Consider the following 23,511-nt stretch of genomic DNA (forward strand, 5'->3'; position numbering starts at 1 on the left):
TTTCACCTTCTCTTCTGCGCCTGCATTTTTAACCATTTAATGCATATTTCGTGGCGGTCTGCTTTTTCACTTTGATTGCATTCAATAGCAAAATCACAGAATCTTCCCACCTCATCACATCTATAGCATATAAATTCCGCTAATTCCGGAATGCTCATTTCTTTTAGAATCTCATACATAGTCGGGATTGGCTGTAATCGCTCTATTTTTTCTTTTTTCTGGTCTGTCTTAATTTCTGCCTTTTCTTCTACTGCTTCCTCTGCTTCCTCTGGCTCCTCTTCTTCTGATTCTTCTTCTGATTCTTCTTCCTCTTCTGGTTTTTCCTTCTGTTCTAAAATTTCTTTTGATTCCTCTTTTATTTCTGCCCTCTTCTCTTTTACATCATTTATTGAAATGCTTCCGTTTTCCATGTATTCTTCAAAAACTTCTTGTTGCGCTTCCTCTGGTAAAATAGAAAGTTCATATGCTGTTGATATATTAATTTTTTGCTCCTTGAACTCTTCTTTGAACTCCTCTGAAAGTTTTTTTGAAATACTGTCCATTCTCCCAACTTGTGCCGCTGATGTATTTAAAGTCTCGGCAATGATTTCGCGTACACGCCCCGGCAACTTTTCTTTCTTTTTATATCGTTCCAAGACAGTTCGTAACCGTTTGACTTCCTCTACTTTATCCCAATCTGTTTTATCTCGCTGTGAATTTGTCAGAATCAACAAGAGTTCTTCTCTGATTTCCTGTAATTCCTCGTCCTCTTCTATAGTTTCAACCCCGCATGGTACAAATTCATATTCTGTTTTCCCCTCTTCGACAAGGGCAATGGAAGCAAGGCGGCGGCGATGTCCCGCCAAAACCTTGTATTTTCCATTTTTCAAAGGTATAACTGTTAAATTCTGTTTTATGCCGCCCACAAGTTCAATTGCTGTTTTTAAATCTTCTATCTGTTCCATTGAATAAAAGTTGTTTTCAGACGGCACCAAATCATAAACACTTATTGGTATAACTTTGTGATTTTTTCGTGACTTCTTTTCTCCCTTTTCTTCACTTTCTGCATTGTTTAACGATGTTCCACTAAGCAACGAATTTAGATTAAATTTAGCCATTCTTTAACACCTCCAAAATGTGACCGAATCGGTCTATTTTATTTGTTTAAATACTCTTCAACAAATTTTAAATAATCCTTTGCCGCTCCACAGCGCTTTGAGTATTCAATAATCGGTGTTGTTGCGAAAGTACTTTCATCCACTTTTTCCGTGCGTCTTATATGTGTATCAAATACCGGATATTCGTTTTGATTTATTAACCATTCTTTGCCTTGCTTATTAACTTCGTTGTTTTGGTAGGAAGTTATAAAGCAACCTTTTAAACATAATTCCGGGTTTAAATCTTCTCGGGTATTGTCAATCTGCTCTTTCAGTTCTGCCAACCCATCAAAAGCAAATTTATCAATCTTTATTGGTATCAATACATCGTCGGAAGCTACCAGCGCATTTATTGTGCTTATATTGATGTCTGGCGCATTGTCAATAATACAATAATCGTATTCCCCTGCTATAGAACGTAAAGCCGTTCTAAAACGCGTTTGCTGTGGTCTTGTAGTATCAAGCATGACTTCAAGATTCGCTTTAAGAAGCGTCATATTTGCTGGTATAAGGTCAAGGTTTTTATATTGTGTTGGTGCAATTACTTCTTCAACATTTATACCGCGGATGGTCATAATTTCCGCAACGCTCGGTTCATTATAACTGTGTACTCCAAACATTTTTGAAGAGTTGCCCTGTTTATCATTATCAACAAGTAAAACACGTTTGTTGTGGATAACCGCAAGTATATGTGCCATATTTGCGGATGATATAGTTTTTGCAACCCCGCCTTTTAAATTGATTATTGATATAGTTTTCATCGTTGTTTCCCTCGCTTTTCTTTTATTTTTTTCTCACTGATTAAAACATTAATAGCCCGAACTTATTAAAAAATTACGTGCCGCATTGGTAATTTTATTAAATTCTACAAGTGGCATACTTTCCAATACATCTGCGCCGATTCCTCCGGCTTTTGCCGCCATCCTGCATTGAAAACCTCTTGATATTTCTGGGGCAAGTGCATATTCCCCCATTTCCTGCATTTCGGTTTCAATAGAAATCATGTCTTTCCCGGTCAATCTATCAAAGTAGAAATTAAGTGTTTCAAACTTTTTACCTTCAAATTCAAAAGGCTTTTTAAACTTGTGAACATAAACCCCATTTTCGCCTTCTGTAGCGTTTTTATTTACTGCCGATGTTTCCACTTGATTATCTGTGTTTTCTCCCTTTATGGTCAATTCTGCGCCTTCCATATTCATACTTTTAATATTTTCATTCATTTTTCTTTCCTCCTAATATTTTTTATTGATAAAATGAAAAATTATAAACTTTATGGTTCTTTTGGATTGCATCTTACTTATTTCTATACTTTCCAACATCCTTGTCTTTGCTTTCCTTTGTTTTAAAAAAGCATTTTTCACACAAGTATGTTTTGCTTGCTCCTTTGCCAATCTTATAAGGCATTACAATTTCATTTTGTTTACCTCTATATCCGCAATGTAAGCAAATTCTGTCGCTTGTTCTAAAATATCCCCTTGCCATAAAACCGCTCCTTCACACGATATGTCTTTATTCAAACATGCTACTCGACCAGTAGTAGCCTTCTGTATCTATATCAATATAAAAAACGTCGGCTCTTCCTCTATGTTCTTGTGTACACACTATAGTTGCTTTTTTACCAGAATGTTTTAACATTCCAGCATGACAATAAATGCCATCATATCTAGTGTCAGCTTTCAAGTCACTTCTTACTTTCACCCTATCCCCTTTCTTATGCATTTTCACCCTCCTTTCTTATTGAATCTGTTGAAATATCTACATTCCACCATCCCTGCTGCCCTCTTATTGATATAGGGGTGTCAAATCTTACTGGGTTTTCAAGTATCCAGCCGAAACGCCCGTCTGTATAATCTCCCAAAGCAAGTTCAACGGCTGAAATCTTATGTCGTAATTCTTCTACTCGTATACAATCCACTATATCAACGGTTCCAATAATCGCACCTTTTACATACGGTCCATTCTCATAAAGCAATATAGGATTCCATCCATCATTAATAAACTTCTTCCCAGCATGAATGAATACAGTCCCCCTAATATTGGTTTTCCTCGGTCTTGTTTCAATCTTCTTTGCCCCTGTAATAATAAAACCTGCACACGGTTGATAAACTGTAAAACCTTTCATTTTTCCACCACCCCTTTCATACTTTCTTGCACTTTTTCCATTTGCGCAATCTCTCTGGCGCGTTCAACAAATGGTTTCAATCGGTTTATTTCTTCTAATCTTTGCCTTATCGGATTTACTGGTTTTTGTTTAATGCTTACGGCGTTTTTTCTTTTTCTCCCCCGTTTACATGTGTCTTTTCTTTTTTTCTTTTTATTCATGACTTTTGGCTCCCTCCTTTACTTCTTCGCTAATAACTTCTAGTTCTTCTACGTCCTCTCTATTAAAGCATATTGCACAGCCGGGATCGTATCGTTTAGCCTTCCAGTCCGCAATAAATGTTTGAAGTTTTCCTTTGTATTGTGGAAATGGGTGTATTTGTTCTGCATAATAAACACCCATCATCATTTTTTCGTCAAATTCATCATCCCATCCACAAATATGATAGCTTTCGTAATTGTCATAATCCCATAGTGATAAATAAAGTATTACATCGTCAAATTGCTCATATGCTCGCTGTATATTTTTAAAATCTCTATACGCAAGCCCTTGCCCTTTATTTTTTTCTCTAATTTCTTCAATTGTTTTCCCGCCTGTTTTAAGACGACATTTTATAATTTTTGGCACATACCCCATCTTCACACCCCTTTTCTAAAAACCGTTATTTCTTCCCCTTGAATGTCCCTAGTCCCCGGTCTATATATAGGTTTCACTATCACATCTAACCCAGCATTTAGCAACCCATCAATAATAACCCTCTGTTTTTTAGTTTTCTTTCAACTCTTCTTTTATGCCATGTACTAAATCGTCAATGATACCTTCGATTTCGTTGTAACAATCGCAATCTAGTTTATTTTCTGTGTCAACTACTTTAAAATAGTGAACTAATAGTCTTTTGGCGTTTTCTATATAGTCATTCAATTTTCAAGACCTCCCCTTTCTCGCTTCATAGTTTGTTATTGTGAACTGTGCAACCTGTTCTTTAATTTCTCCTTTTACTTCCTCTAACATTATTCTTCTCTCCCTTCTAATCTCTCCGCAATATTTAAAATGCTTTGCATTGCGGCTTTTATATTCTCACATGCGTCTGCTGTAATGTTTAAAATGTTTGCAATATCCCTTAATTCTTCCGCGATTTTAATTTCTTCTTCGCTTGCTCCAGATTCTCTCATGCATTGTGGGCATATTTGTAAGACTTCTGGTACTGGTTCACCACAATTTATACACTTATCAATTTCCAAATTTCTCGCCCTTTCTTTATGTGAGTTTTAACGCAAACTTTGCGCCGTCATGTACATAATCGAGAAACATTACAGCGCCCGTGAATTTTACACGGTACTGCTCAACATCTTCCGCCGTTACATATTGCCGTCCGTAAATCTTTTTCATGTCCTGCCATGCCTCCCACGGTATAAAGAAAAACTTATTTTGAATCCCTATACATACCCCTGCAACCGCTCCAAGTTGCGAGTGGTATTCTAATGCTTCCATTTGTGTGTCTGTTAAAACACTTCTCTTCATTCGGTCTGTTGTAGTACATTTTGCTTCAAAGCATATGGACCGCCCACCATTTAATGTGCCTTGGAAATCTGGTTGGGCATGTGCTGTGAATCTGCCTGTGAATGTCCCATCTTGGTGTTTTTTCATTACTCTAAATGGTTCTGGTGTCTTTTCAATCTCTGCGCGCTTATCATCACGGTATATTGCACAAGCAACCTTTATATAGCCTTCAAAGAAATGTCCTTGTGCATTGTTCACACTGTTTTGGTACCTTCTGCGCGCTTTTTGTTGATTATACTGCATTCTTACTCCCTCCCTCTAACATTTTCTTTATCGCGTGACGTTCCATCCCCTCCATCATCATCATTATTTTTAAAGCTTCCAACTCGGAAATTCCGTCATTTATATCTTCTCTTTGCATTTCCTCTGGTGGGAATATACGGTTTTTACTGCAAAATGCAGAAAAGAATGTTTCTATTTCTTTTTCCATTGCGTTTTTGAAAAACTCATAGTTTGCTTCAATCTCTATCCGTTGATAAGTCGTACAATATGCACCAACAAGTTTATGACGTCCGCCCTTTCTTTTGTACGTATCTACATTGCCAGTAACCATATATATAATCTGTTTCAATAATCTTCGTTGTAAATTATCCTTGTATCTGAACCACTCGCATTCAACTGTATCTTCTGAAATGGATTCTTCTGTAATTCCGTACTTTTCCATGAGTTGTGAAAGAAGTTTTTCCGCTGATTCTTTTTCTCCCCCACTCCCGCGTTCTGCAAGCGCTTTAACCTTTTTCAATAATTCTTCTTTATTTCTCATTCTTAAACCCTCCTGTCTTTCTCTCATTCTTTCCGGCGTAGCTTCAAATATATTGACCATCCTGTAAAATCGTTATATACCGTCTTTATGCCATACACATTGTCTGTAAGGGTCCACCCCTCATATTTCCTTTCCCAATATGAAACGTCTGGTAGATTCTTTGCTATTCTTTCAACCTCTCTACGGCTATACTTATAATCATTGGGTCTACTCCACGGCTTTTCAAGATTCTGCGATGAACTCCAACGTTTTTTTCCTCTTGGATTCTTTGTTAGATAGGTACAAAGTGCGGCTACTCCATTTTCATCCGGCTGTAATCTATCCGCATTAACAAATCCTATCCGTTCACCTTTCTCCTGCCCTTTCTTCCTTCTCCTACACCACAAATCTTCTACCGTATCCCTATCAAGTCCCCCATTCATAAAAATATGATGATGTATACGTACAGGTTTTTCTCCATCTGCTTCCATACTGCATTCTGTTACAAGTATATATTTCAATGGAGGTAACCCATCTTTTTTTCTCCTGTAGCTAATTCTTCTTAAATAGTTTGTAACTTCCTTTTCAGCTTCTTCTATTGTTGATGGAAGAAATTTATCTTTGTATGTAGTTGTAACATGTAAATCCTCTTCATCGAAATTTGTATTTGCAAGCTGTGTTAAATACCTTCTTGCATTTTTATCATTCAAATTTCTTTGTTTGGGTTCTGTCACTCTTTCTTTCTTTGACCTCTTCCCTCTACTTACCTTTTTTTGAACATCTGAATATGGAAATATATCAACTTCTAAATATTTCTTTCCGCAGTATATTTTTTTCTCTCTTATAAAACTTCTCACGGTTTTCTCTCCTTTCTTTTTTACATATAAGGAGTATTAAAACCATTCCACCCATCCTGTTAGAATATTAAAATCTATTTTCCAGTAGTGAATAATCTTTCTTATACTGGTCCATGATATAAATAACATGTATCACCCATTTTGATACTCTAGTTATTTATGTAGGTTATATTTCGTCGGAATGTTAATACCCATTACAAGCCCGGTAATCTGCCAAATATGTGTATTCTTGTCTTTACTTTCGCCGCGCTTTTTGTTATAATAGGCTTATAGTTTAATCGTTGTTTTTAGCGACGAAAGTTTTAAAGAAAAGCGCTTTGCATTTATTTGTCGGAAGATATTTGCAAAGCGTTTTTCTATTATCTGTAGTGAACCAATTTGTTTTTTCATAGTTTCCCATATTCTTCCATTAGCGTTTGAATCCTGTAATTTCCAATTTCTTGATACCTGTTTCACTTAACAAGTGGGGTAGATAGAATAAATTTAATATCTCTGCATACCAATCTTCATTATCTAATTCAGTACTTAAATGAGTTGCTACGGGTTTTTCTGATGATGGATTCCAGATAAAAAAGTTACCGTTTGTAGTATTAAATTTAATCTGCAACATCCTATTTCTAATATCTCTTATCCAAATCCAATCACTTCCATCTTTATCAAATTCAGTAGTATCAACATCCCATCCATTTTCCTTTGCATTTTGAAGTATTTCTTTCAAACTCCTATTTCCTTTAAATTTTTTCATTCTTTCACTCCTTCTTATTCCGCCCTTTTCCTCTATTGATTCGCTCTACTTAATAGCTTTTCTTCTTTATTTACGGGGGACACCATGCAGCCTATGTTTAATGGCTTCATGTTTTTTATGGCTTCGTCAAGGTCCTTTTCGCTGTGTATGCCATACGTCGCAAGCGCCCTCCATACTTTGTCAATTTTTTTAGGCTCCAAAAGCCATCTCCTCCTTTTATTGATTTAATTAATGTTTACGCTCCTGCTGCCATCACTTCTTTTCTTGATTCACTAATCAATTCGATTCCTTTTATCATATAGTAGATTTTCATTTTTTCTTCATTAGATAAGTTGCATAGCGCTTTCGCAAGTTCTTCCGTGTCAACCTTCTTTTCTTTTAAAATAGAATTGTTTACTAACATATTTTTTTCACTCCTTTTTCTTCTAAATAATAATTAACAATGCATTTGTCTAAAATTTCAGATTGCTGTTGTATCGCTTCTTTAGTGGCGCCTTTTTCGATTAGTTGATATAACTTATCTCGCTCCTGTTCTAGCACCTCTCTTTTATTCACTGCCTTTTCCCTCCATTCCCCCTTTATTTCTCTCCCCTTCAATTTAAAGTGCTATAATGAAATCGGAAGGGGGTGTTATTGTATGTCTGTATTAAGTCCTAAAAAACTTTGCCCGTTAATGAGTACCGCCAAATCAAAGGTTTATTGCTCCGATGAATGTATGTGGTACATATCTAACGAAAATGTTTCCGGTGTTACTTGTGCTGTTCCTTTATCGCTTATGACAAGCGGCGAAATTCTAACGGCTATTGAAAAAAAGGTTAAATAAACTTACAATCTTCAATCATCAATCTAACTGTATCTAAAACACCCATCGCTTCTGATATGGTTAGATTTCTTTTTTTGAGCATTTCAAAGACTTCATTTGCCACTTTATTCGCTTGCGTTTCCTCTGCTCTTACTTCTGCAAGCTGTACTTTTCCCTCTTTGTATTTAAGAATTGCTTTCTTTTTGTCCTCCAATTCTCTCCCCTCCTTTTATAGCTTTCTCACGCCCTCTTCCAATTCAAAATGCTATAATATAATCGGAAGGGGGTGTTACTATGTCGTATGAAAAAACATACTATGTTCCCAATGAAGATGAAAAAGAACTTGTTGTTAAGCCGGGAACGTATTTCTGCTACAAGTGCAATGCTAAACAGGAAATATTTTTTAAAGAATCTCCATTAAAACCTTGCATTAAATGCGAATGTAGAGTATTTGTTTCTATCTAATTTTCTTTTCTTCTGTCTCTGGCATTGCTGGTAACAATGCTGGAGTTTTTTATTTTTTGAATAAACCTTTTTGATGTACTAAGCCAAGTGCAACATCATACTCTTCGTGTAGAAATTGTTCTGTCTCGTTATTTTCTTGAATTATTTTCAAAATCTCTAAAGCGTAATTTTCTATTGCTTTGTATGCTTCTTTTGAAAGTTTTTTCACTTCCGCTTCTATGCTTTCCGTATTAAGTTCTCCGTCATCTATCTTTTTTTGAACACTTTTAATTATTCTTTCTGCGGCATGACATTGAGCAAGGGTCACTTCTTGCATTTTCGTTATTACATCTAATGTTTTTTTGACTGCATTTTCTTTGCTTGCCAATTCTCTCACCTCCTTTTAAAAAATGTAGCTTATGTCTACATTATAGTATCGTATATCTACTTTGTCAATACTTTTTTGTTGACATACGATACTTTTTTTGTTACTATTTTTTTAATAGGGGGTGAATTACGGTGAATAATAGAATAAAAGAAATCAGAAAATCAAAAGGACTTAGCCAAGAAAAGTTTGGTAAGCAATTAGGTGTAACTAAGACTTCTATAAGTAAAATGGAATTAGGAACATATAATGTGACCGATACAATGATTAAGCTTATATGCACTGAATTTAATGTTAATGAGGAATGGCTTAGATATGGAAAAGGAGAAATGTTTATTGAAAATGATTCAACTATTATATCAGCACTTTCTACCAAATATAACCTTAACTCGCTTGACGAAAAGATTATAGAAAGTTATTTAAACCTAACATCAGAACAGCGAAAGGCAATACAGAGTTATGTGTGTTCCCTTGCTAATGTTATTGTCAATAATGAAATAACCGTGGCAAAGGAAACTGTCCTTTCTGGCGAGAGTAGTAAAAAAGATGTATTACAAATTCAAGACGATTCCATTGAAAAAGAGCTAAACGCATACCGTCTCGAATTAGAAGCGGAGAAAAAAGGGAAAATATCATCAGTCTCCGAAGATATAAAAGAAAAACTAGGTTAAAAAGTAAATAAAATAATAAGACATTCGATATTACGCTAGACGGCTAAAAATATATATTGGGGGAATGGGAATATGAAAAAGATTCTTGTAAGTTTAATTACTATTTTGTTGGCTTTTTCTTTGGTGGGTTGCTTTGCCAATGCACCCACACAAGAAGAAAAAGCTACTATGATTAATGATATTTCCAAAAGTATTGAACTTGATGAACTTCAAACCTTATATTTAAGTTTGGACCGTTTTATGACTTATGAAGATGTTGAAAAGGCAGTTAATGCTTCTGGTCTCATAAGTAAAAATTCTGGAACATCTTTACAATGTGGATATGATTCTGATGTTGTTAGTTCTTTATTTAATAAAAAAGGTGACTTGCTGAAAATTGATTATTCTGGTACAAAAAAGAGCATTGACTATATAACGTATTATAACTACGCAAAAGATGTAACGCTTGCAGAAAACCCTACCCTTGTAATAAAAACACCTAATGCAAAGGATAAGAAAGTTGATTCAAAGAAAGAACAAATTGAATTTTTAAATACATATGTACATGATGATTTTGAATCCCGTAATAAAATTACCGTTGATGCTCGCGAAAGATGGCTCAATCCAGAATTAGCAGAAAAAGAAGCACTTGAACTTGCGAAATCTACTGCCATTGCCCTTGATAATCAAATCTTTGAGATGGTCATAAATTCCGAAAAAACTATGCAACTACTTCAAGATGGCGCTGAATTGATTAGTCAAGATCAAGGTAATCTGCTGGAATTTTATGAACTAGCAAAACAAGTAAAGGATAACCAAAGTACATTTTACTCAAACCTTTCAAAATTGAATGATAAAGCCAACAAGGACTATATAGCCGTTTGCCAAGATTATGTTATAAATGCCAAATTGATAGCTGATAATTTAATGAAATATATAGATAAACAAGAATTAAAATACATGTCAGAGGTAACCCAGCGAATTGAACTTGCAGAAGAACATTCCTCTAAAGTAATAGCCGAGCGAATGAAATATCTATCAAGCCAAGGTTTAAGTGATGATGAAATTACCAACATTTTATCATCCGTAAGTAAAACAGAATAGATATAGTAAGTCCGCTAAACGCTTGAATTACCCAACCCCGCATATTTACGGGGTTATATTTTTATTTTTAAGGGGGTATTAACTTGAAGAAAGTCGCTCTATATACAAGAGTATCAACATCTTACCAAATTGATAAAGATTCGCTTCCTTTTCAACGTCAAGAACTTATCAACTACTCAAAGTATGTATTAGGTATTGATGATTACGAATTATTTGAGGACGCAGGATATTCTGCTAAAAATACAGATAGACCGAAATATCAAGAAATGATGTCGCGTATTAGAAATAAAGAATTTACACATTTACTTGTTTTTAAAATAGATAGAATTTCACGAAATTTAAAAGATTTCACAGAAATGTACGATGAACTAAAAGACTATAGTGTAACCTTCATTTCAAAGAACGAACAATTTGACACCTCTTCGGCTATGGGTGAAGCTATGCTTAAAATCATTCTAGTATTTGCGGAACTTGAAAGAAAACTTACAGGGGAGCGAGTATATTCCATCATGCTGTCACGAGCCGAAAAAGGGCTTTGGAACGGCGCAACTATACCTTTAGGATATAAATGGTCAGATGAAGTCAAATTTCCCGTTATAGACGAAATAGAAGCCGAGGTCGTCAAATATGTGTATAATTTGTATGAAGAACTTGCTTCCACCCCTAAGGTGGCTTATCGTTTAAATTCAGAAGGTGTTAAAACTAAGAGGGGTGGAAAATGGACTGCTAAAACAATAGGGGACATACTTAAAAATCCCTTTTATGTCGGCACATATCGTTACAATGTAAAAAGTAGTCCCAAGCGACGATGGAAGGATGAAAAAGAATGGGTTATTATTCCCGATAATCATCCGGGCATTATTGAGCATGAGCAATTTGAAAGAGTGAATAAGATGATTGCTCACAACTATAAAGGAGATAGAACATATCAAAGGTCTAATGAACATGTTCATATTTTTGCTAAGATGTTAATTTGTGATAAATGTGGCGCTACTTGTATCTCTGGTCTAGATTCTCCAAGGAGCGATGGTTATAGACCATCAAGATACACTTGCTACTCAAGCCGCTATGATAATATAAACAATTGCAGTAATTTTATAAGTGATATTACCTTGCTGCCCTTTATATTGAATTATATTTCTAATTTTATAAACCTTCAAAGCAGAATTACTCAAAGACATTCTCTTAGAGATATTGAAAAAATACTTTTACGTGGGAAAGCATTTGTAGATGTGCTTGGGATAGACAAAAAAGGACTAGAAAGCACCTATACAGCTTTTGTACTCGGTCTTAGAGATATGGAATATTCAAAGTCTGAAAGCGAAGAATCTGCCACTGATTACGAGTTAGAAAACTTAAAAAAAGAAAAGCAGAAATTTGAAAAAGCTCTAGCAAGGTTAGAGGACTTATATCTTTTTTCAGAAGAATCTATGTCTCAAAAAGATTTCTTGTTCAAAAAGAGAGACATTGTTCAAAATATAGAAAGAATTAATAATAAGATTACTTCACTGTATGAGATGAATGCAAATATTAAATTGACAACTGATGTATCGTTTTTAAATAAAGCTAGTTATTTTTTAATGAGCCAAGAATTGACAAATAAAAGATATATAGATTTTAGGGACATGCTGGAAACTGTAGACAAAAATCTTATAGCTGATTTCGTTCAAACTGTAATTGATGAAATAACTATAGCAGATAAAAAAGTAACATCAATTAAGTTTAAAAATGGAATTACCCACAAATTCTTATATAAGGAGCATAGCGAGCAAAAAATAAGGACTAGGGAGAAGTTTTTATACAGAACCTTTGAACCTATGCTTATGGAGTATCTAAAAGAAAATAAATCTGTAACTAGAAAAGAAGTGGAGGAACTCACTAGCATGGGTAGGTCGGGAGCAACTTCTATTTTGGCAGAATTTATGGACAGGGGTTTGATAGAGAGAAAGGGCAATTCTGTGGCAACTAGATATTTTTTAGTAGAGAAAAAAGATAGTTCAGTGACAACAAAATACTTTTCAAAAGAAAAAGACCACTAAAAATAGTGGTCTTTTTGCCATCTACTCAACCCCTCATATATCAATGCTTAGGAGCAATCATATTTACTTTAACTCTCGGGCATCCTAAAGTATAAAAAGCTACTCTCTTCGTTAAATCACTCCTAAATCTCCAAGTTCATAAAGTATTATAGTAGCTGCAACCATTCCTGCTGTTTCTGTTCTTAAAATCCTCGACCCCATAGTAACAATTTTAGCTCCTATGGATTTTAAAGCTTCTATTTCTTCAACTTCAAATCCACCTTCTGGTCCAATTATTACATGAATTACTCCCTTATCTATTGTACTTATGCCCATTTTAATAGTATTTAATTTTTCACTTTCATAAGGAACTATAATATTCTTCTGGCCTTTTAAAATATTTATCATATCATCAAAAGAAACTATATTATTAACACTAGGAATACAATCTCTCTTACTTTGCTTTGCAGCTTCCTCTGCTATAGTATTCCATCTCTCAACTTTATTTTGTTCTTTTCTCATATCCTTAATTTTTACAACTGATCTACTAGTGGCAATAGGATAAAATTCCTTTATACCTATTTCAGTACCTTTTTGTATAATCAAATCCATTTTATTCCCTTTAGCCAAACCCTGATATAGATTTATATGAATAGGTGGTTCATTTTTTCCCTTTTCTTCTTTAATGATTCTAGTTTCTATTTTATCCTTAAAAATATTATGAATTTGACAGATATACAAAATTCCATTACAAGATAATTCTATTTCATCCTCTATTTTCAACCTCAAAACATCTTTTATATGTTTCACGTCTGTACCAATTATTTCAATTTTGTCATTAAATACTTGCTCTTTATTTATAAAAAATCTATTCATACATTTCCCATCCTACTCTACAATTGCTACAATACACGACCAATCATTCATCTTCTTGATTTCAAGTATTTTAAATCCATTTTGTTCTAAAGAATCTTTTACTAAATCTATTTTTTCTATAATTATACCAGATCCAATAAATAAGCCATCTTTTTCTAGATAATCTTTAAGTTCCTTTGTCATTCCTGCAATAATTTCAGCAATAATATTAGAAACTACAATGTTAGCTTTTCCATGAACTATATCTAATAAATTACCCTTTTTAATTTCTACTATATTTTCAACATGGTTCAATTCTATATTTTCTTTAGAAACTTTTACACATAATTCATCTAAATCAATACCTAGAACCTTATCTGCACCTAATTTCGCAGCTACAATGCTTAATATCCCACTTCCACATCCAATATCATAAACTATATTTCCTGATTTCATATATTTCTCTAAAGCTTCTGCACACATTATTGTAGTTTCATGGGTTCCTGTACCAAAAGCCATACCTGGGTCTAATTCAATAATAAGATCAGTTTCTTTTGGTTCATATTCTTCCCAGGAAGGTTTTATAATAATTCTATTTCCTATTTTCTTAGGCTTATAATATTTTTTCCATGACTCTGCCCAATCATTGTCGTTTACTTCAGATATAATTACCTCTCCTAAAACTTTATCATCAATATTATACTGAGAACTTTTTTCTATACTTTGTTTAATAAGCTCAATTTTATCTGGCAAATCTTCACTTTCTGAAAAATAAGCTTTTATTAAAATACCTTCAAAGTCTAAATCAATTAGGCTTGGATCGATGAAGTCCCAGTCTTCTTTAGATTGGGATAGCTCTAAAATATCCTTAGGATCTTCTATAGCTAGTCCATTAGCCCCTAAGTCATAAAGGATATTAGAAACAATATCTTCTGCTTCTGTTGTAGTTTTTACTTGAACCTCTATCCACTTCATAATCACACATCCTTTTAATTAAATCTCAAATTATTATACCCTAATGTCACCCTAAATACTAGTTCTTTTCAAAAAACAGTCACCTAAATTTAGGTGACCGTTAATTTCCAAAAGCATCTTTCATTTTACCAAAAAATCCTTTTTTGTTTTCTTTATAATATTCTCCTGTTTCATCTGCAAAAGCTTTCAATAATTCTTTTTGTTTTTCACTAAGCTTAGTAGGCACTTTAACTTCTACTGTAAAATATAAATCTCCTCTTCCATATCCTTTAACATTAGGAACACCCATATGTTTTAACCTAAATTGTGTTCCTGTTTGAGTGCCTTCTGGAATAGAGTGATTAGTTATACCCTCTAAGGTTGGGACTTCTATTTCGGCTCCTAAAACTGCTTCAGCAAAAGAAATAGGGATAGTTAAAAATATATCATTCCCTCTTCTTTTAAAAACTGAATCTTCATTTACTGTAATGTAAATATATAAATCTCCACTAGGACCTCCTCGTTCTCCAGTTTCCCCTTCATTCTTTATTGAAATTATAGATCCATTATCTACTCCTGCTGGTATCTTAACCTTTAACTTTTTAGTTCTAAGATCTTTTCCTGTCCCTTGACAATCCTCGCACTTATCTATAATCATTTCTCCAGTACCCCCGCATACATCACAGGTACCTACTCTAACAAATTGGCCAAAAGGAGTTTGCTGGGCATATCTAACTTCCCCTTTACCATTACAGTTAGAACACGTTTCTTTACTACTTCCTGGCTTTACTCCTGAGCCATTGCAAGTAGTACAATTCTCTGTCCTTCTTATTTGAATTTCTTTTTCTACGCCAAATACCGATTCTTTAAAGTCAAGGTTCAAATTATATCTTAAGTCTGCCCCTCTAACAGGACCCGTTCTTCTAGAATTTTGTGAAAATCCTCCACCAAAAATATCAAATATATCTTCAAATATATCCCCAAAGCCACCAAATCCTTGCCCATATCCTCCACTTTGTGGATCTACTCCTGCATGACCAAATCTATCATATTGAGCTCTTTTTTGTGAATCACTTAGTATTTCATAGGCTTCATTTACTTCCTTAAACTTCTGTTCCGCTTCACTATTGTCAGGATTTAAGTCGGGATGATATTTTTTTGCAAGGGTTCTATAAGCTCTTTTTAATTCTTCTGCTGTAGCGTCTTTGTTTACATTTAATATTTCATAATAATCTCTCTTTGACAATCTATTCACCAACCTTTTATCTTGCTATAGATATTGTAAAAAGACTTCTATAGAAGCAACTTAACCTAAAGAAGCCTTATTTGAAATGTATTCAAGGTCAAATCTACAATATATAAATTTATACTTTCCTCTATGCATTATAACAAAAACCAAAGCTAAATCCAAGGATTTAGCTTTAAAGTAGGACAAAAATTTCTACCAATACATTTTTGATAAAGGAAATCTTTATTAGATCCATCTAATAAAAAAGTTTATAATTTGTGATTTATATTATCCTATGCATTATAAAAGTTATTCTTCATCAACTACTTCATAATCTGCATCAACTACATCATCTTTTCCATCAGAAGTATTTCCTTCTTGATTACTTTCTTGTTCCATATGTTCATATAGTTTTTGAGATATAGCATAGAATTCTTGAGTCAATTCTTCAGTTTTAGTTTTTATTTCTTCTATGTTATCTCCCTCTAAAGATTTCTTTAATTCTGAAAGCTTTCCTTCAACCTTTGTTTTTTCGTCATCTGAAATCTTTCCTTCTAATTCTTTTAAAGTCTTTTCTGTTTGATATACCATAGAGTCTGCATTGTTCCTTATTTCTATTGATTCTTTTCTGTTTTTATCTTCTTCAGCAAACTTTTCTGCTTCTTTTACTTTTCTTTCAATTTCTTCATCAGAAAGCTTTGTTGAAGCTGTAATAGTTATTCTTTGCTCTTTTCCAGTACCTAAATCCTTAGCACTAACATTAACAATACCATTAGCATCAATATCAAAGGTTACTTCAATTTGTGGTATTCCCCTTGGTGCTGGTGGTATTCCTGTTAATTGGAATCTACCTAATGTTGTATTATCACTAGCCATTTGACGTTCACCTTGAAGCACATGAATATCAACAGAAGTTTGACTATCTGCTGCAGTTGAAAAAACTTGGCTTTTCTTTGTCGGAATAGTAGTATTTCTTTCAATAAGTCTTGTTGTCACGCCACCTAAAGTTTCAATACCTAATGATAATGGTGTTACGTCTAATAATAATAAATCTTTAACTTCTCCACTTAATACTCCACCTTGGATAGCAGCTCCTACAGCTACACATTCATCTGGATTTATATCTTTTTGAGGATCTTTACCTATTAACTTCTTAACAGCATCTTGTACTGCTGGAATTCTTGTAGATCCTCCTACTAATATTACTTTTTCTATATCGCTTGGTTGTAAACCAGCATCTTTTAAAGCTGATTTAACAGGCTCTAAAGTTTTAGCCACCAAATTTGATGTTAATTCATCAAATTTTGCTCTAGTAATATCCATATTTAAATGAACTGGTCCTGCCTGAGTTGCAGTTATAAATGGTAAATTAATATTAGTAGTCATTACTGAAGATAATTCTTTCTTAGCTTTTTCTGCTGCCTCTTTTAATCTTTGTAATGACATATTATCTTTAGTTAAATCTACACCATGTTCCTTTTTAAATTGATCATTTATATAATTGATTACTGCTTCATCAAAGTCATCTCCACCTAAATGGTTATTTCCTCTAGTAGCCAGTACTTCAAATACTCCATCTCCTAACTCTAAGATAGATACGTCAAAAGTACCTCCACCTAAGTCAAATACCATTATCTTGTGATGTCCTTCATCCTTATCCATACCATAAGCTAAAGCTGCTGCTGTTGGCTCATTTATTATTCTTTTTACATCCAATCCAGCTATTTTACCTGCGTCTTTAGTCGCTTGTCTTTGACTATCTGTAAAATATGCTGGTACTGTTATTACTGCATCTGTAACTGTTTCTCCTAAGTAATTTTCTACGTCCATCTTAATTTTTTGTAAGATCATCGCAGATATTTCTTGTGGGCTATAAGTCTTTCCGTCAATATTCTCTTTATGATCACTTCCCATTTTTCTCTTTATTGATGCTATTGTTCTATCTGGATTTGTTATTGCTTGTCTTTTTGCAGTTTCACCAACTAATCTTTCTCCATCTTTTGTGAAAGCAACTACTGATGGTGTAGTTCGGTTTCCTTCTAAATTCGGTATAATAATAGGTTCTCCACCTTCCATAACTGCAACACATGAGTTGGTAGTTCCTAAGTCAATTCCAATTATTTTTCCCATTTCAATTCCTCCTTAAAAAATGTTATTTAGCAACTTTAACCATACTAGGTCTTATAACTTTATCTTTTAATACATATCCTTTTTGAAATACTTCGATAATAGTTCCTTCTTTATGGTCTGTAGATTCTTCCATAAATACTGCATGATGATAATTTGGGTCAAAAGTTTCTCCAACAGCCTTGATCTCTTCAACGCCATTATCATTAAGTAATTTTATCAGCTGTTGGTAGATCATTTCTACTCCTTGATAAAAACCATCATCTTTATTAGCTTCACTTTCAATAGCTCTTTCAAAGTTATCTAGGATAGGTAGAAGTTGGCATAAAAACTCTTCAGTAGCATATATTATAGTGCTTTCTTTATCTTTTTCAGCTCTTTTCTTAAAGTTGACAAAATCAGCTTGTAGCCTCACTAACTTACTGTTTAATTCTTCAATTTCCCTATCCTTATTTGACTCCTCGCTACATTGATTTTCAGTAGAATCTTCTTCTTTTAAATCTTCTTCTTTTTCTTTCAATTCTTCTTCCTTATTAATATCTTCATTCTTTGTCATTACATCACCTCTTATAACTTATGTTAACTTAAACACTTTATTATCTACCAATTAACATATCCATTATTTCGGTAAGATTGGCAGAAAATAATTTTAGTGTATTTATTGCTCTGTAATAATCCATTCTTGTAGGCCCTATTACTCCTATTCTTCCAATAGTTTTTCCTTCTAGTCTATAAGTTGCTGTTATAAGGCTACAATCTTTAATTGGTTCATAGAGATTTTCATTTCCTATAGTTATTTCTATGTCCTGTGATAAAGAATTGTTCATAAGAATATCTAGAACCAAGTCCTTATCCTCAATAAATGATATAAAAGATTTAGCTTTATCTAAGTCTTTGTATTCAGGAAAATTAAATATTTTAGTAACTCCATCAGCATATAAGTCTATACTATCTAAATCCTCCATAGATTGGTTTATTATTGGCACAATATGGTCTATTATATTTTTAAACTCATAGATTTCCTTAAATATTCCTGAATCTATTTCATTGCTGATCTCCTCTATAGAAAGTCCTTTTAATTTTTCATTTAAAAAATTAGAGATAATGGTAATTTGGTTTTCTGGAATTGATTTATCTAATCTAAAAATAGAGTTCTTCACTATACCTGAATCACTTACCATTACCATTAAAATCTCTAGACTATCAATTGGAATTAATTGAATATGCTTAAGTCTACTTGTCTTTAATTGAGGAGATATTGCTAATGCTGTATAGCTAGTAATAGCTGATAATACTTTTGCAGAGTTCTGAATTAGCTGCTCTATTTCTCTTGAATCTCTAGCTAGTTTCTTTTTAATCTCATCTTTTTTTCTTAAATCTATTTTAGGTTTTTCAATTTTTAATAATTCATCTACATATAATCTATAAGCCTTATCTGAAGGTACTCTACCTGCAGATGAATGAGGTTTATTTAAATATCCTAAGTCTTCTAAATCAGACATTTCGTTTCTTATAGTAGCAGAGCTTACTCCTAAATCATATTGTTTTGATATAGTTCTAGAACCAATTGGTTCCGCACTAACTATATAGCTATTGATTATGGCATGAAGAACTTTAATCTTTCTATCATCCAACATATTTAATCACCTCAGTAGAATCATCCATGTCTTGGATAGATTTATTAGCACTCTATGTCATTGAGTGCTAATCCTTACGATTTTAAGTTACCACTACTTATAAATTTTGTCAATACCTTTATTAAAATTATCTTCAAATAATAGTAATAAAATAAAAGAAATTATATCTTACGGTAAAAAATCTACTTCTACAAGATTTGATAAATCTAAACCTTTATTTGTAAGCTTTATAAATCCTTTATTTTCATAAATTAAACCATTTTTAATATGTTTATTTATTACATCTTTGTATATGTTTTCAATATCTATATTGAATCTATTTCTAAATTCATTTTTATTTATTCCTTCTATTAATCTTAAACCTAGTATGCAGTACTCTCCCATTTCTATTTCTTTAAATATTTGTTCTTCTCCTTCAACAGGAAATTCTCCTTCCTTTAATTTTTCATAATATATATTAAAGCTAGAAGAGTTCCAAAATCTTTTTCCTGCTAAATTTGAATGACTACTTAACCCTACTCCTAAATAAGGCTTAACTTTCCAATAGAATAGATTGTGAAGACATTCATATCCCTCTTTAGCGAAATTGGATATTTCATAGTGATTATAACCATTAGACTTCAAAAATTCTATAGCTTCATGATACATTTTTCTCTCTTCATCTTCACTAGGTAAAGTAATACTTCCTTCCTCATACCATTTGTTTATTAGAGTCCCTTCTTCTAGTATTAAACTATAATAAGAAATATGTTCTACTCCTAAGTTAATTGCTTCTTTTAAAGAATTTATTACATCTTTTAAGTTTTGATTGGGTAATCCAAACATTAAGTCTACGTTAATATTTTTAATATCCTTTTTCCTTAATAAATAATAACTATTATAAAAATCTTCTACTTTATGACATCTTCCTATAGCCTTTAAAAGGCTATTATCTAAAGTTTGAACTCCCATACTTACTCTATTTATACCTAAAGAAGAATATATAGATACCTTTTCTTTATTCAAAGTTCCCGGATTAGCTTCTATAGTTATTTCTTCTAGTTTAGAAGTATTAAAATTTTTATATATATAATTTAATATCTTATATATATGTTCTCCTGGTATATAAGATGGAGTTCCACCTCCTATAAATATAGTTTTAATATTAAAATCAATTATCCTTTCTTTATATAAAGTCAATTCTTTTAATAAATAGTCTATATATTCATCTAACTTATCTTTCATATTGGGAAAGGATGTAAAATCACAATAATAGCACTTACTTATACAAAATGGTATATGAATATATATAGCTATATCTTTCATAAGCACCTCCAATAATTAAATGCACACAAATTGTGTGCATTAATTACTTCTCATCGTATTTTAGTACTGTTAAGAAAGCTTCCTGTGGCACTTCTACAGCACCAATTTGTCTCATACGTTTTTTACCTTCTTTTTGTTTTTCTAATAGTTTCTTCTTTCTAGATATATCTCCACCATAGCATTTAGCCAATACATCTTTTCGAAGTGCTCTTATAGTTTCTCTTGCAATTATCTTAGATCCTATAGCTGCTTGAATAGGTACTGCAAATTGATGTCTAGGTATAACATCTTTTAATCTTTCTGCAATATTTCTTCCTCTTTCATAAGCTTTTTCCTCATGAACAATTATAGAGAAAGCATCTACGAGTTCTCCATTTATTAATATATCTAGTTTTTCTAGTTCTGCTTGCATATAGCCTTTTAGCTCATAGTCTAGGGAAGCATAACCTCTAGTTTTAGATTTTAAAGCATCAAAAAAATCATAAATTACTTCATTTAAAGGTAAATCGTAATGCATGGCTACCCTTTTTTCTTCCAAGTACTCCATATTTAAGAATGTGCCTCTTTTATTTTGACAAAGTTCCATAACTGCACCTACATAGTCTGTAGGTGTCATGATTGAAGCGCTTACTATGGGCTCCTCCATGTATTCTATTTCAGCTTCTGGAGGAAGATTACTTGGATTTTGAATTTCTAATACTTCACCATTTTTCTTCGTTATTTTATAAATTACACTTGGTGCAGTAGTTACAATATTTAAGTCAAATTCTCTTTCTAATCTTTCCTGTATTATTTCCATGTGTAATAATCCTAAAAATCCACATCTAAAACCAAATCCTAGAGCTACAGATGTTTCTGGCTCAAAAACTAAACTTGCATCATTTACTTGAAGCTTTTCTAAGGCATCTCTAACAGAATTAAAATCTTCACCTTCTGCTGGATATATTCCACAATAAACCATTGGTATTACTTTCTTATATCCTGGTAAAGGACTATCTGTAGGATTTTTATGATCTGTGATAGTATCTCCTACTCTAGCATCCTTTACATTTTTAATACTAGCTGTTACAAACCCAACATCACCTGGTTCTAATTTATCTAAAGACATATGCTTTGAAGTATTTACCCCTACTTCAGTTACTTCATAACTCTTTCCTGTTGACATCATTCTTATGGTCATACCAGGTTCTATTGTTCCCTCAAATACTCTTATATAACAGATTACCCCTTTATAGCTATCGTAATAAGAGTCAAATATTAAAGCTTTTAGAGGTGCTTCTACATCTCCTTTAGGAGCAGGTATTTTCTCTACTATTTCCTCTAATACATCATCAATATTTAATCCTTCCTTTGCTGAAATCAATGGTGCTTCTTCACAATCTATTCCAATAATATCTTCTATTTCTTTTTTTACTTCTTCAGGTCTTGCACTAGGTAAATCTATTTTATTTATTATAGGTATAATTTCCAAATCTTGTTCTAAAGCTAAATAAACATTAGCTAAGGTTTGAGCTTCTATTCCCTGTGTAGAATCTACTACTAAAAGAGCACCTTCGCAGGCAGCTAGACTTCTAGATACTTCATAGTTAAAATCTACATGACCTGGAGTATCTATTAAGTTTAACAAATACTCTTCTCCATTCTTAGCTTTATAGACAAGTCTCACAGCCTTTAACTTTATAGTTATTCCTCTTTCTCGCTCTAAATCCATATTGTCTAAAACTTGACTTTGCATTTCTCTTGAGGTTAACATTCCTGTCTTTTCTATTAATCTGTCTGCTAGGGTAGATTTTCCATGATCGATATGAGCAATTATTGAAAAGTTTCTAATATTTTTTTGCTTTTTACTTTGCATATTTTTCCTCCTTATGAAGATTCGAAATAACTAGTACCAATTATAGCAAATATTCGTTCCTATGTAAAATAAAAGACCAGAAAAACTGGTCTTCTAGTTATTTTTTTTAAGAATTTTAAAATCAATAAAATAGGTTCTACCAAATATGTCTAATTTACTATTTCTAACATCTAAACTAAGTATTTTAGGATTTTCAATACAGTTCAATTTTACTATAGTATTGTTTACAACTTTTACGCCTATTATAAGCAATGCTACAAGAAACAAAATACATAAATTTTTAAAGCTTTTTTTCCATTTTTCTCTTCTTAATCTTCTATTTCTTTCAATCCTCGTTTCCATTTTTACCACCCTAATTAGGGTATCCATTTTTTGCTAATTATATACTAATATATCTTACCAAATCTGTCGTCAAAAGGAAAATACCTAAAGCCAGTAATACCTTTTATAGATTTTAATGAGACACAACCAAAATATCTACTATCTTTGCTTGCACCCTCTTCTCTATTATCCCCTAATACAAAAACTTGTCCCTTTGGCACTTCCCAATAACTTTCTCCATAAATATGAGTAAAAGAATCTTTCTCTATATAATCTTCTTTTAATACCTCTCCATTTACATAAACCTTACCGTCCTTTATTTCTACTATGTCTCCGCCTAATCCTATTACCCTTTTAATGTAGTCCTTACTAGGATTGTCTGGAGCTTTTAAAACTACTACATCACCTCTATTAGGACTACTAAAATATAAAGATATTTTATTTGCAAAAAGTCTATCTTTCTCATGCAGAGTTGGATACATTGAGTTACCTAAAACATAAGTAGTGTTAAATATAAAAGTTTTAATTAAAACTGCTATAACTACAGCTAATAATATACTCTTTATCCACTCTATTGTTTCTTTTTTAATATCGTTTTTATTTTCTTCTTCCATCTCGTTAAAACCTCCTGTCTTTCTCTAGAACTACCTCCATTATAGCATTTTTTATAAATAAAACAAAGATT

The 23,511-nt window shown here is 32.7% G+C and carries 34 protein-coding genes; 5 read left to right on the forward strand and 29 right to left on the reverse strand.

Features of this window, described 5'->3' with window-relative positions; genetic code table 11:
• Positions 1-2: 2 nt before the first annotated feature.
• The 17 genes from KQI42_RS09810 to KQI42_RS09890 form a co-directional block, all read right to left on the reverse strand.
• Positions 3-1,097, reverse strand: coding sequence for a ParB/RepB/Spo0J family partition protein (locus tag KQI42_RS09810; RefSeq protein ID WP_216519306.1), 1,095 nt, complete (start codon positions 1,095-1,097; stop codon positions 3-5).
• A 38-nt stretch (positions 1,098-1,135) separates the two neighbouring features.
• Positions 1,136-1,897, reverse strand: coding sequence for a ParA family protein (locus tag KQI42_RS09815; RefSeq protein WP_216519308.1), 762 nt, complete (start codon positions 1,895-1,897; stop codon positions 1,136-1,138).
• Between the two features lie 48 nt (positions 1,898-1,945).
• Positions 1,946-2,356, reverse strand: coding sequence for a phage tail assembly protein (locus tag KQI42_RS09820; protein WP_216519310.1), 411 nt, complete (start codon positions 2,354-2,356; stop codon positions 1,946-1,948).
• Positions 2,357-2,429: 73 nt separating this feature from the next.
• A complete protein-coding gene (locus tag KQI42_RS09825; RefSeq protein WP_216519312.1) occupies positions 2,430-2,618 on the reverse strand; it encodes a hypothetical protein in 189 nt (62 codons plus the stop codon).
• A gap of 27 nt (positions 2,619-2,645) precedes the next feature.
• On the reverse strand, positions 2,646-2,855 hold the full coding sequence (locus KQI42_RS09830) for a hypothetical protein (RefSeq protein ID WP_216519314.1): 210 nt from the start codon (positions 2,853-2,855) through the stop codon (positions 2,646-2,648).
• On the reverse strand, positions 2,848-3,258 hold the full coding sequence (locus tag KQI42_RS09835) for an ASCH domain-containing protein (RefSeq protein WP_216519316.1): 411 nt from the start codon (positions 3,256-3,258) through the stop codon (positions 2,848-2,850). Before KQI42_RS09835 ends, KQI42_RS09830 begins: the two co-directional genes overlap by 8 nt.
• Positions 3,255-3,458, reverse strand: coding sequence for a hypothetical protein (locus tag KQI42_RS09840; RefSeq protein WP_216519318.1), 204 nt, complete (start codon positions 3,456-3,458; stop codon positions 3,255-3,257). Before KQI42_RS09840 ends, KQI42_RS09835 begins: the two co-directional genes overlap by 4 nt.
• A complete protein-coding gene (locus KQI42_RS09845) occupies positions 3,451-3,873 on the reverse strand; it encodes a hypothetical protein (protein ID WP_216519320.1) in 423 nt (140 codons plus the stop codon). The genes KQI42_RS09840 and KQI42_RS09845 overlap by 8 nt, the downstream gene beginning before the upstream one ends.
• Positions 3,874-4,002: 129 nt before the next feature.
• The gene (locus KQI42_RS09850) at positions 4,003-4,158 is read right to left on the reverse strand and encodes a hypothetical protein (RefSeq protein WP_216519322.1); all 156 of its coding nucleotides are present in this window, start codon (positions 4,156-4,158) and stop codon (positions 4,003-4,005) included.
• Positions 4,159-4,247: 89 nt separating this feature from the next.
• The gene (locus KQI42_RS09855) at positions 4,248-4,478 is read right to left on the reverse strand and encodes a hypothetical protein (protein ID WP_216519325.1); all 231 of its coding nucleotides are present in this window, start codon (positions 4,476-4,478) and stop codon (positions 4,248-4,250) included.
• A 16-nt stretch (positions 4,479-4,494) separates the two neighbouring features.
• Complete coding sequence (locus tag KQI42_RS09860) at positions 4,495-5,040, reverse strand: Holliday junction resolvase RecU (protein WP_216519327.1); 546 nt, start codon at positions 5,038-5,040, stop codon at positions 4,495-4,497.
• On the reverse strand, positions 5,030-5,560 hold the full coding sequence (locus KQI42_RS09865) for a hypothetical protein (protein WP_216519328.1): 531 nt from the start codon (positions 5,558-5,560) through the stop codon (positions 5,030-5,032). The genes KQI42_RS09860 and KQI42_RS09865 overlap by 11 nt, the downstream gene beginning before the upstream one ends.
• Before the next feature lie 23 nt (positions 5,561-5,583).
• Positions 5,584-6,396, reverse strand: coding sequence for a hypothetical protein (locus tag KQI42_RS09870; protein WP_216519330.1), 813 nt, complete (start codon positions 6,394-6,396; stop codon positions 5,584-5,586).
• Between the two features lie 409 nt (positions 6,397-6,805).
• Positions 6,806-7,141 carry a hypothetical protein gene (locus tag KQI42_RS09875; RefSeq protein ID WP_216519332.1) on the reverse strand — a complete coding sequence of 112 codons (336 nt, stop codon included), beginning with the start codon at positions 7,139-7,141 and terminating at the stop codon, positions 6,806-6,808.
• Between the two features lie 32 nt (positions 7,142-7,173).
• On the reverse strand, positions 7,174-7,341 hold the full coding sequence (locus KQI42_RS09880) for a hypothetical protein (RefSeq protein WP_216519334.1): 168 nt from the start codon (positions 7,339-7,341) through the stop codon (positions 7,174-7,176).
• Positions 7,342-7,376: 35 nt separating this feature from the next.
• Positions 7,377-7,544, reverse strand: a complete 168-nt coding sequence (locus KQI42_RS09885; RefSeq protein WP_216519336.1) for a hypothetical protein — start codon at positions 7,542-7,544, stop codon at positions 7,377-7,379.
• Entirely contained in the window at positions 7,538-7,696 is a 159-nt protein-coding gene (locus KQI42_RS09890; RefSeq protein WP_216519338.1) for a Spo0E family sporulation regulatory protein-aspartic acid phosphatase, read from the reverse strand. Before KQI42_RS09890 ends, KQI42_RS09885 begins: the two co-directional genes overlap by 7 nt.
• Before the next feature lie 82 nt (positions 7,697-7,778).
• Between KQI42_RS09890 and KQI42_RS09895 the strand changes: the two genes are divergently transcribed.
• Positions 7,779-7,964 carry a hypothetical protein gene (locus tag KQI42_RS09895; protein ID WP_216519339.1) on the forward strand — a complete coding sequence of 62 codons (186 nt, stop codon included), beginning with the start codon at positions 7,779-7,781 and terminating at the stop codon, positions 7,962-7,964.
• Here KQI42_RS09895 and KQI42_RS09900 read toward each other — a convergent pair.
• Positions 7,957-8,157: a hypothetical protein gene (locus KQI42_RS09900; RefSeq protein ID WP_216519341.1), complete on the reverse strand. Its 201-nt coding sequence runs from the start codon at positions 8,155-8,157 to the stop codon at positions 7,957-7,959. The genes KQI42_RS09895 and KQI42_RS09900 overlap by 8 nt on opposite strands.
• 80 nt (positions 8,158-8,237) lie before the next feature.
• Between KQI42_RS09900 and KQI42_RS09905 the strand changes: the two genes are divergently transcribed.
• Positions 8,238-8,408, forward strand: coding sequence for a zinc ribbon-containing protein (locus KQI42_RS09905; protein ID WP_216519343.1), 171 nt, complete (start codon positions 8,238-8,240; stop codon positions 8,406-8,408).
• A 49-nt stretch (positions 8,409-8,457) separates the two neighbouring features.
• On the opposite strand, the gene KQI42_RS09910 is transcribed toward KQI42_RS09905, so the two are convergent.
• Positions 8,458-8,775, reverse strand: a complete 318-nt coding sequence (locus tag KQI42_RS09910) for a hypothetical protein (RefSeq protein ID WP_216519345.1) — start codon at positions 8,773-8,775, stop codon at positions 8,458-8,460.
• A gap of 131 nt (positions 8,776-8,906) precedes the next feature.
• Here KQI42_RS09910 and KQI42_RS09915 point away from each other — a divergent pair, with 131 nt between their 5' ends.
• From KQI42_RS09915 to KQI42_RS09925, 3 genes are all read left to right on the forward strand, one after another.
• A complete protein-coding gene (locus tag KQI42_RS09915; protein WP_216519346.1) occupies positions 8,907-9,443 on the forward strand; it encodes a helix-turn-helix transcriptional regulator in 537 nt (178 codons plus the stop codon).
• A gap of 72 nt (positions 9,444-9,515) precedes the next feature.
• On the forward strand, positions 9,516-10,526 hold the full coding sequence (locus KQI42_RS09920) for a hypothetical protein (protein WP_216519347.1): 1,011 nt from the start codon (positions 9,516-9,518) through the stop codon (positions 10,524-10,526).
• Between the two features lie 83 nt (positions 10,527-10,609).
• Entirely contained in the window at positions 10,610-12,565 is a 1,956-nt protein-coding gene (locus tag KQI42_RS09925) for a recombinase family protein (protein ID WP_216519349.1), read from the forward strand.
• A gap of 111 nt (positions 12,566-12,676) precedes the next feature.
• Here the strand turns inward: KQI42_RS09925 and KQI42_RS09930 are convergent, their stop codons facing one another.
• From KQI42_RS09930 to lepB, 10 genes are all read right to left on the reverse strand, one after another.
• Positions 12,677-13,420 (reverse strand): RsmE family RNA methyltransferase, encoded by a 744-nt coding sequence (locus KQI42_RS09930; protein ID WP_216519351.1) that lies wholly within the window; start codon positions 13,418-13,420, stop codon positions 12,677-12,679.
• A gap of 12 nt (positions 13,421-13,432) precedes the next feature.
• On the reverse strand, positions 13,433-14,374 hold the full coding sequence (gene prmA, locus KQI42_RS09935; RefSeq protein WP_216519353.1) for a 50S ribosomal protein L11 methyltransferase: 942 nt from the start codon (positions 14,372-14,374) through the stop codon (positions 13,433-13,435).
• A gap of 100 nt (positions 14,375-14,474) precedes the next feature.
• Positions 14,475-15,608 carry a molecular chaperone DnaJ gene (dnaJ, locus tag KQI42_RS09940; protein WP_343231677.1) on the reverse strand — a complete coding sequence of 378 codons (1,134 nt, stop codon included), beginning with the start codon at positions 15,606-15,608 and terminating at the stop codon, positions 14,475-14,477.
• A 282-nt stretch (positions 15,609-15,890) separates the two neighbouring features.
• Positions 15,891-17,711, reverse strand: a complete 1,821-nt coding sequence (gene dnaK / locus KQI42_RS09945; RefSeq protein ID WP_216519357.1) for a molecular chaperone DnaK — start codon at positions 17,709-17,711, stop codon at positions 15,891-15,893.
• A 22-nt stretch (positions 17,712-17,733) separates the two neighbouring features.
• Positions 17,734-18,264 (reverse strand): nucleotide exchange factor GrpE, encoded by a 531-nt coding sequence (grpE, locus tag KQI42_RS09950; RefSeq protein ID WP_216519359.1) that lies wholly within the window; start codon positions 18,262-18,264, stop codon positions 17,734-17,736.
• A gap of 40 nt (positions 18,265-18,304) precedes the next feature.
• On the reverse strand, positions 18,305-19,345 hold the full coding sequence (gene hrcA, locus KQI42_RS09955; RefSeq protein WP_216519361.1) for a heat-inducible transcriptional repressor HrcA: 1,041 nt from the start codon (positions 19,343-19,345) through the stop codon (positions 18,305-18,307).
• A gap of 168 nt (positions 19,346-19,513) precedes the next feature.
• Positions 19,514-20,650 carry a radical SAM family heme chaperone HemW gene (gene hemW, locus KQI42_RS09960; RefSeq protein WP_216519364.1) on the reverse strand — a complete coding sequence of 379 codons (1,137 nt, stop codon included), beginning with the start codon at positions 20,648-20,650 and terminating at the stop codon, positions 19,514-19,516.
• Between the two features lie 43 nt (positions 20,651-20,693).
• The gene (gene lepA / locus KQI42_RS09965) at positions 20,694-22,505 is read right to left on the reverse strand and encodes a translation elongation factor 4 (protein WP_216519365.1); all 1,812 of its coding nucleotides are present in this window, start codon (positions 22,503-22,505) and stop codon (positions 20,694-20,696) included.
• A gap of 93 nt (positions 22,506-22,598) precedes the next feature.
• Complete coding sequence (locus KQI42_RS09970; RefSeq protein ID WP_216519367.1) at positions 22,599-22,847, reverse strand: hypothetical protein; 249 nt, start codon at positions 22,845-22,847, stop codon at positions 22,599-22,601.
• A 44-nt stretch (positions 22,848-22,891) separates the two neighbouring features.
• A complete protein-coding gene (lepB, locus tag KQI42_RS09975) occupies positions 22,892-23,440 on the reverse strand; it encodes a signal peptidase I (protein WP_216519369.1) in 549 nt (182 codons plus the stop codon).
• Between the last annotated feature and the right edge of the window lie 71 nt (positions 23,441-23,511).

It is taken from the genome of Tissierella simiarum, from assembly GCF_018917865.1.
Taxonomy (GTDB): domain Bacteria; phylum Bacillota; class Clostridia; order Tissierellales; family Tissierellaceae; genus Tissierella_C; species Tissierella_C simiarum.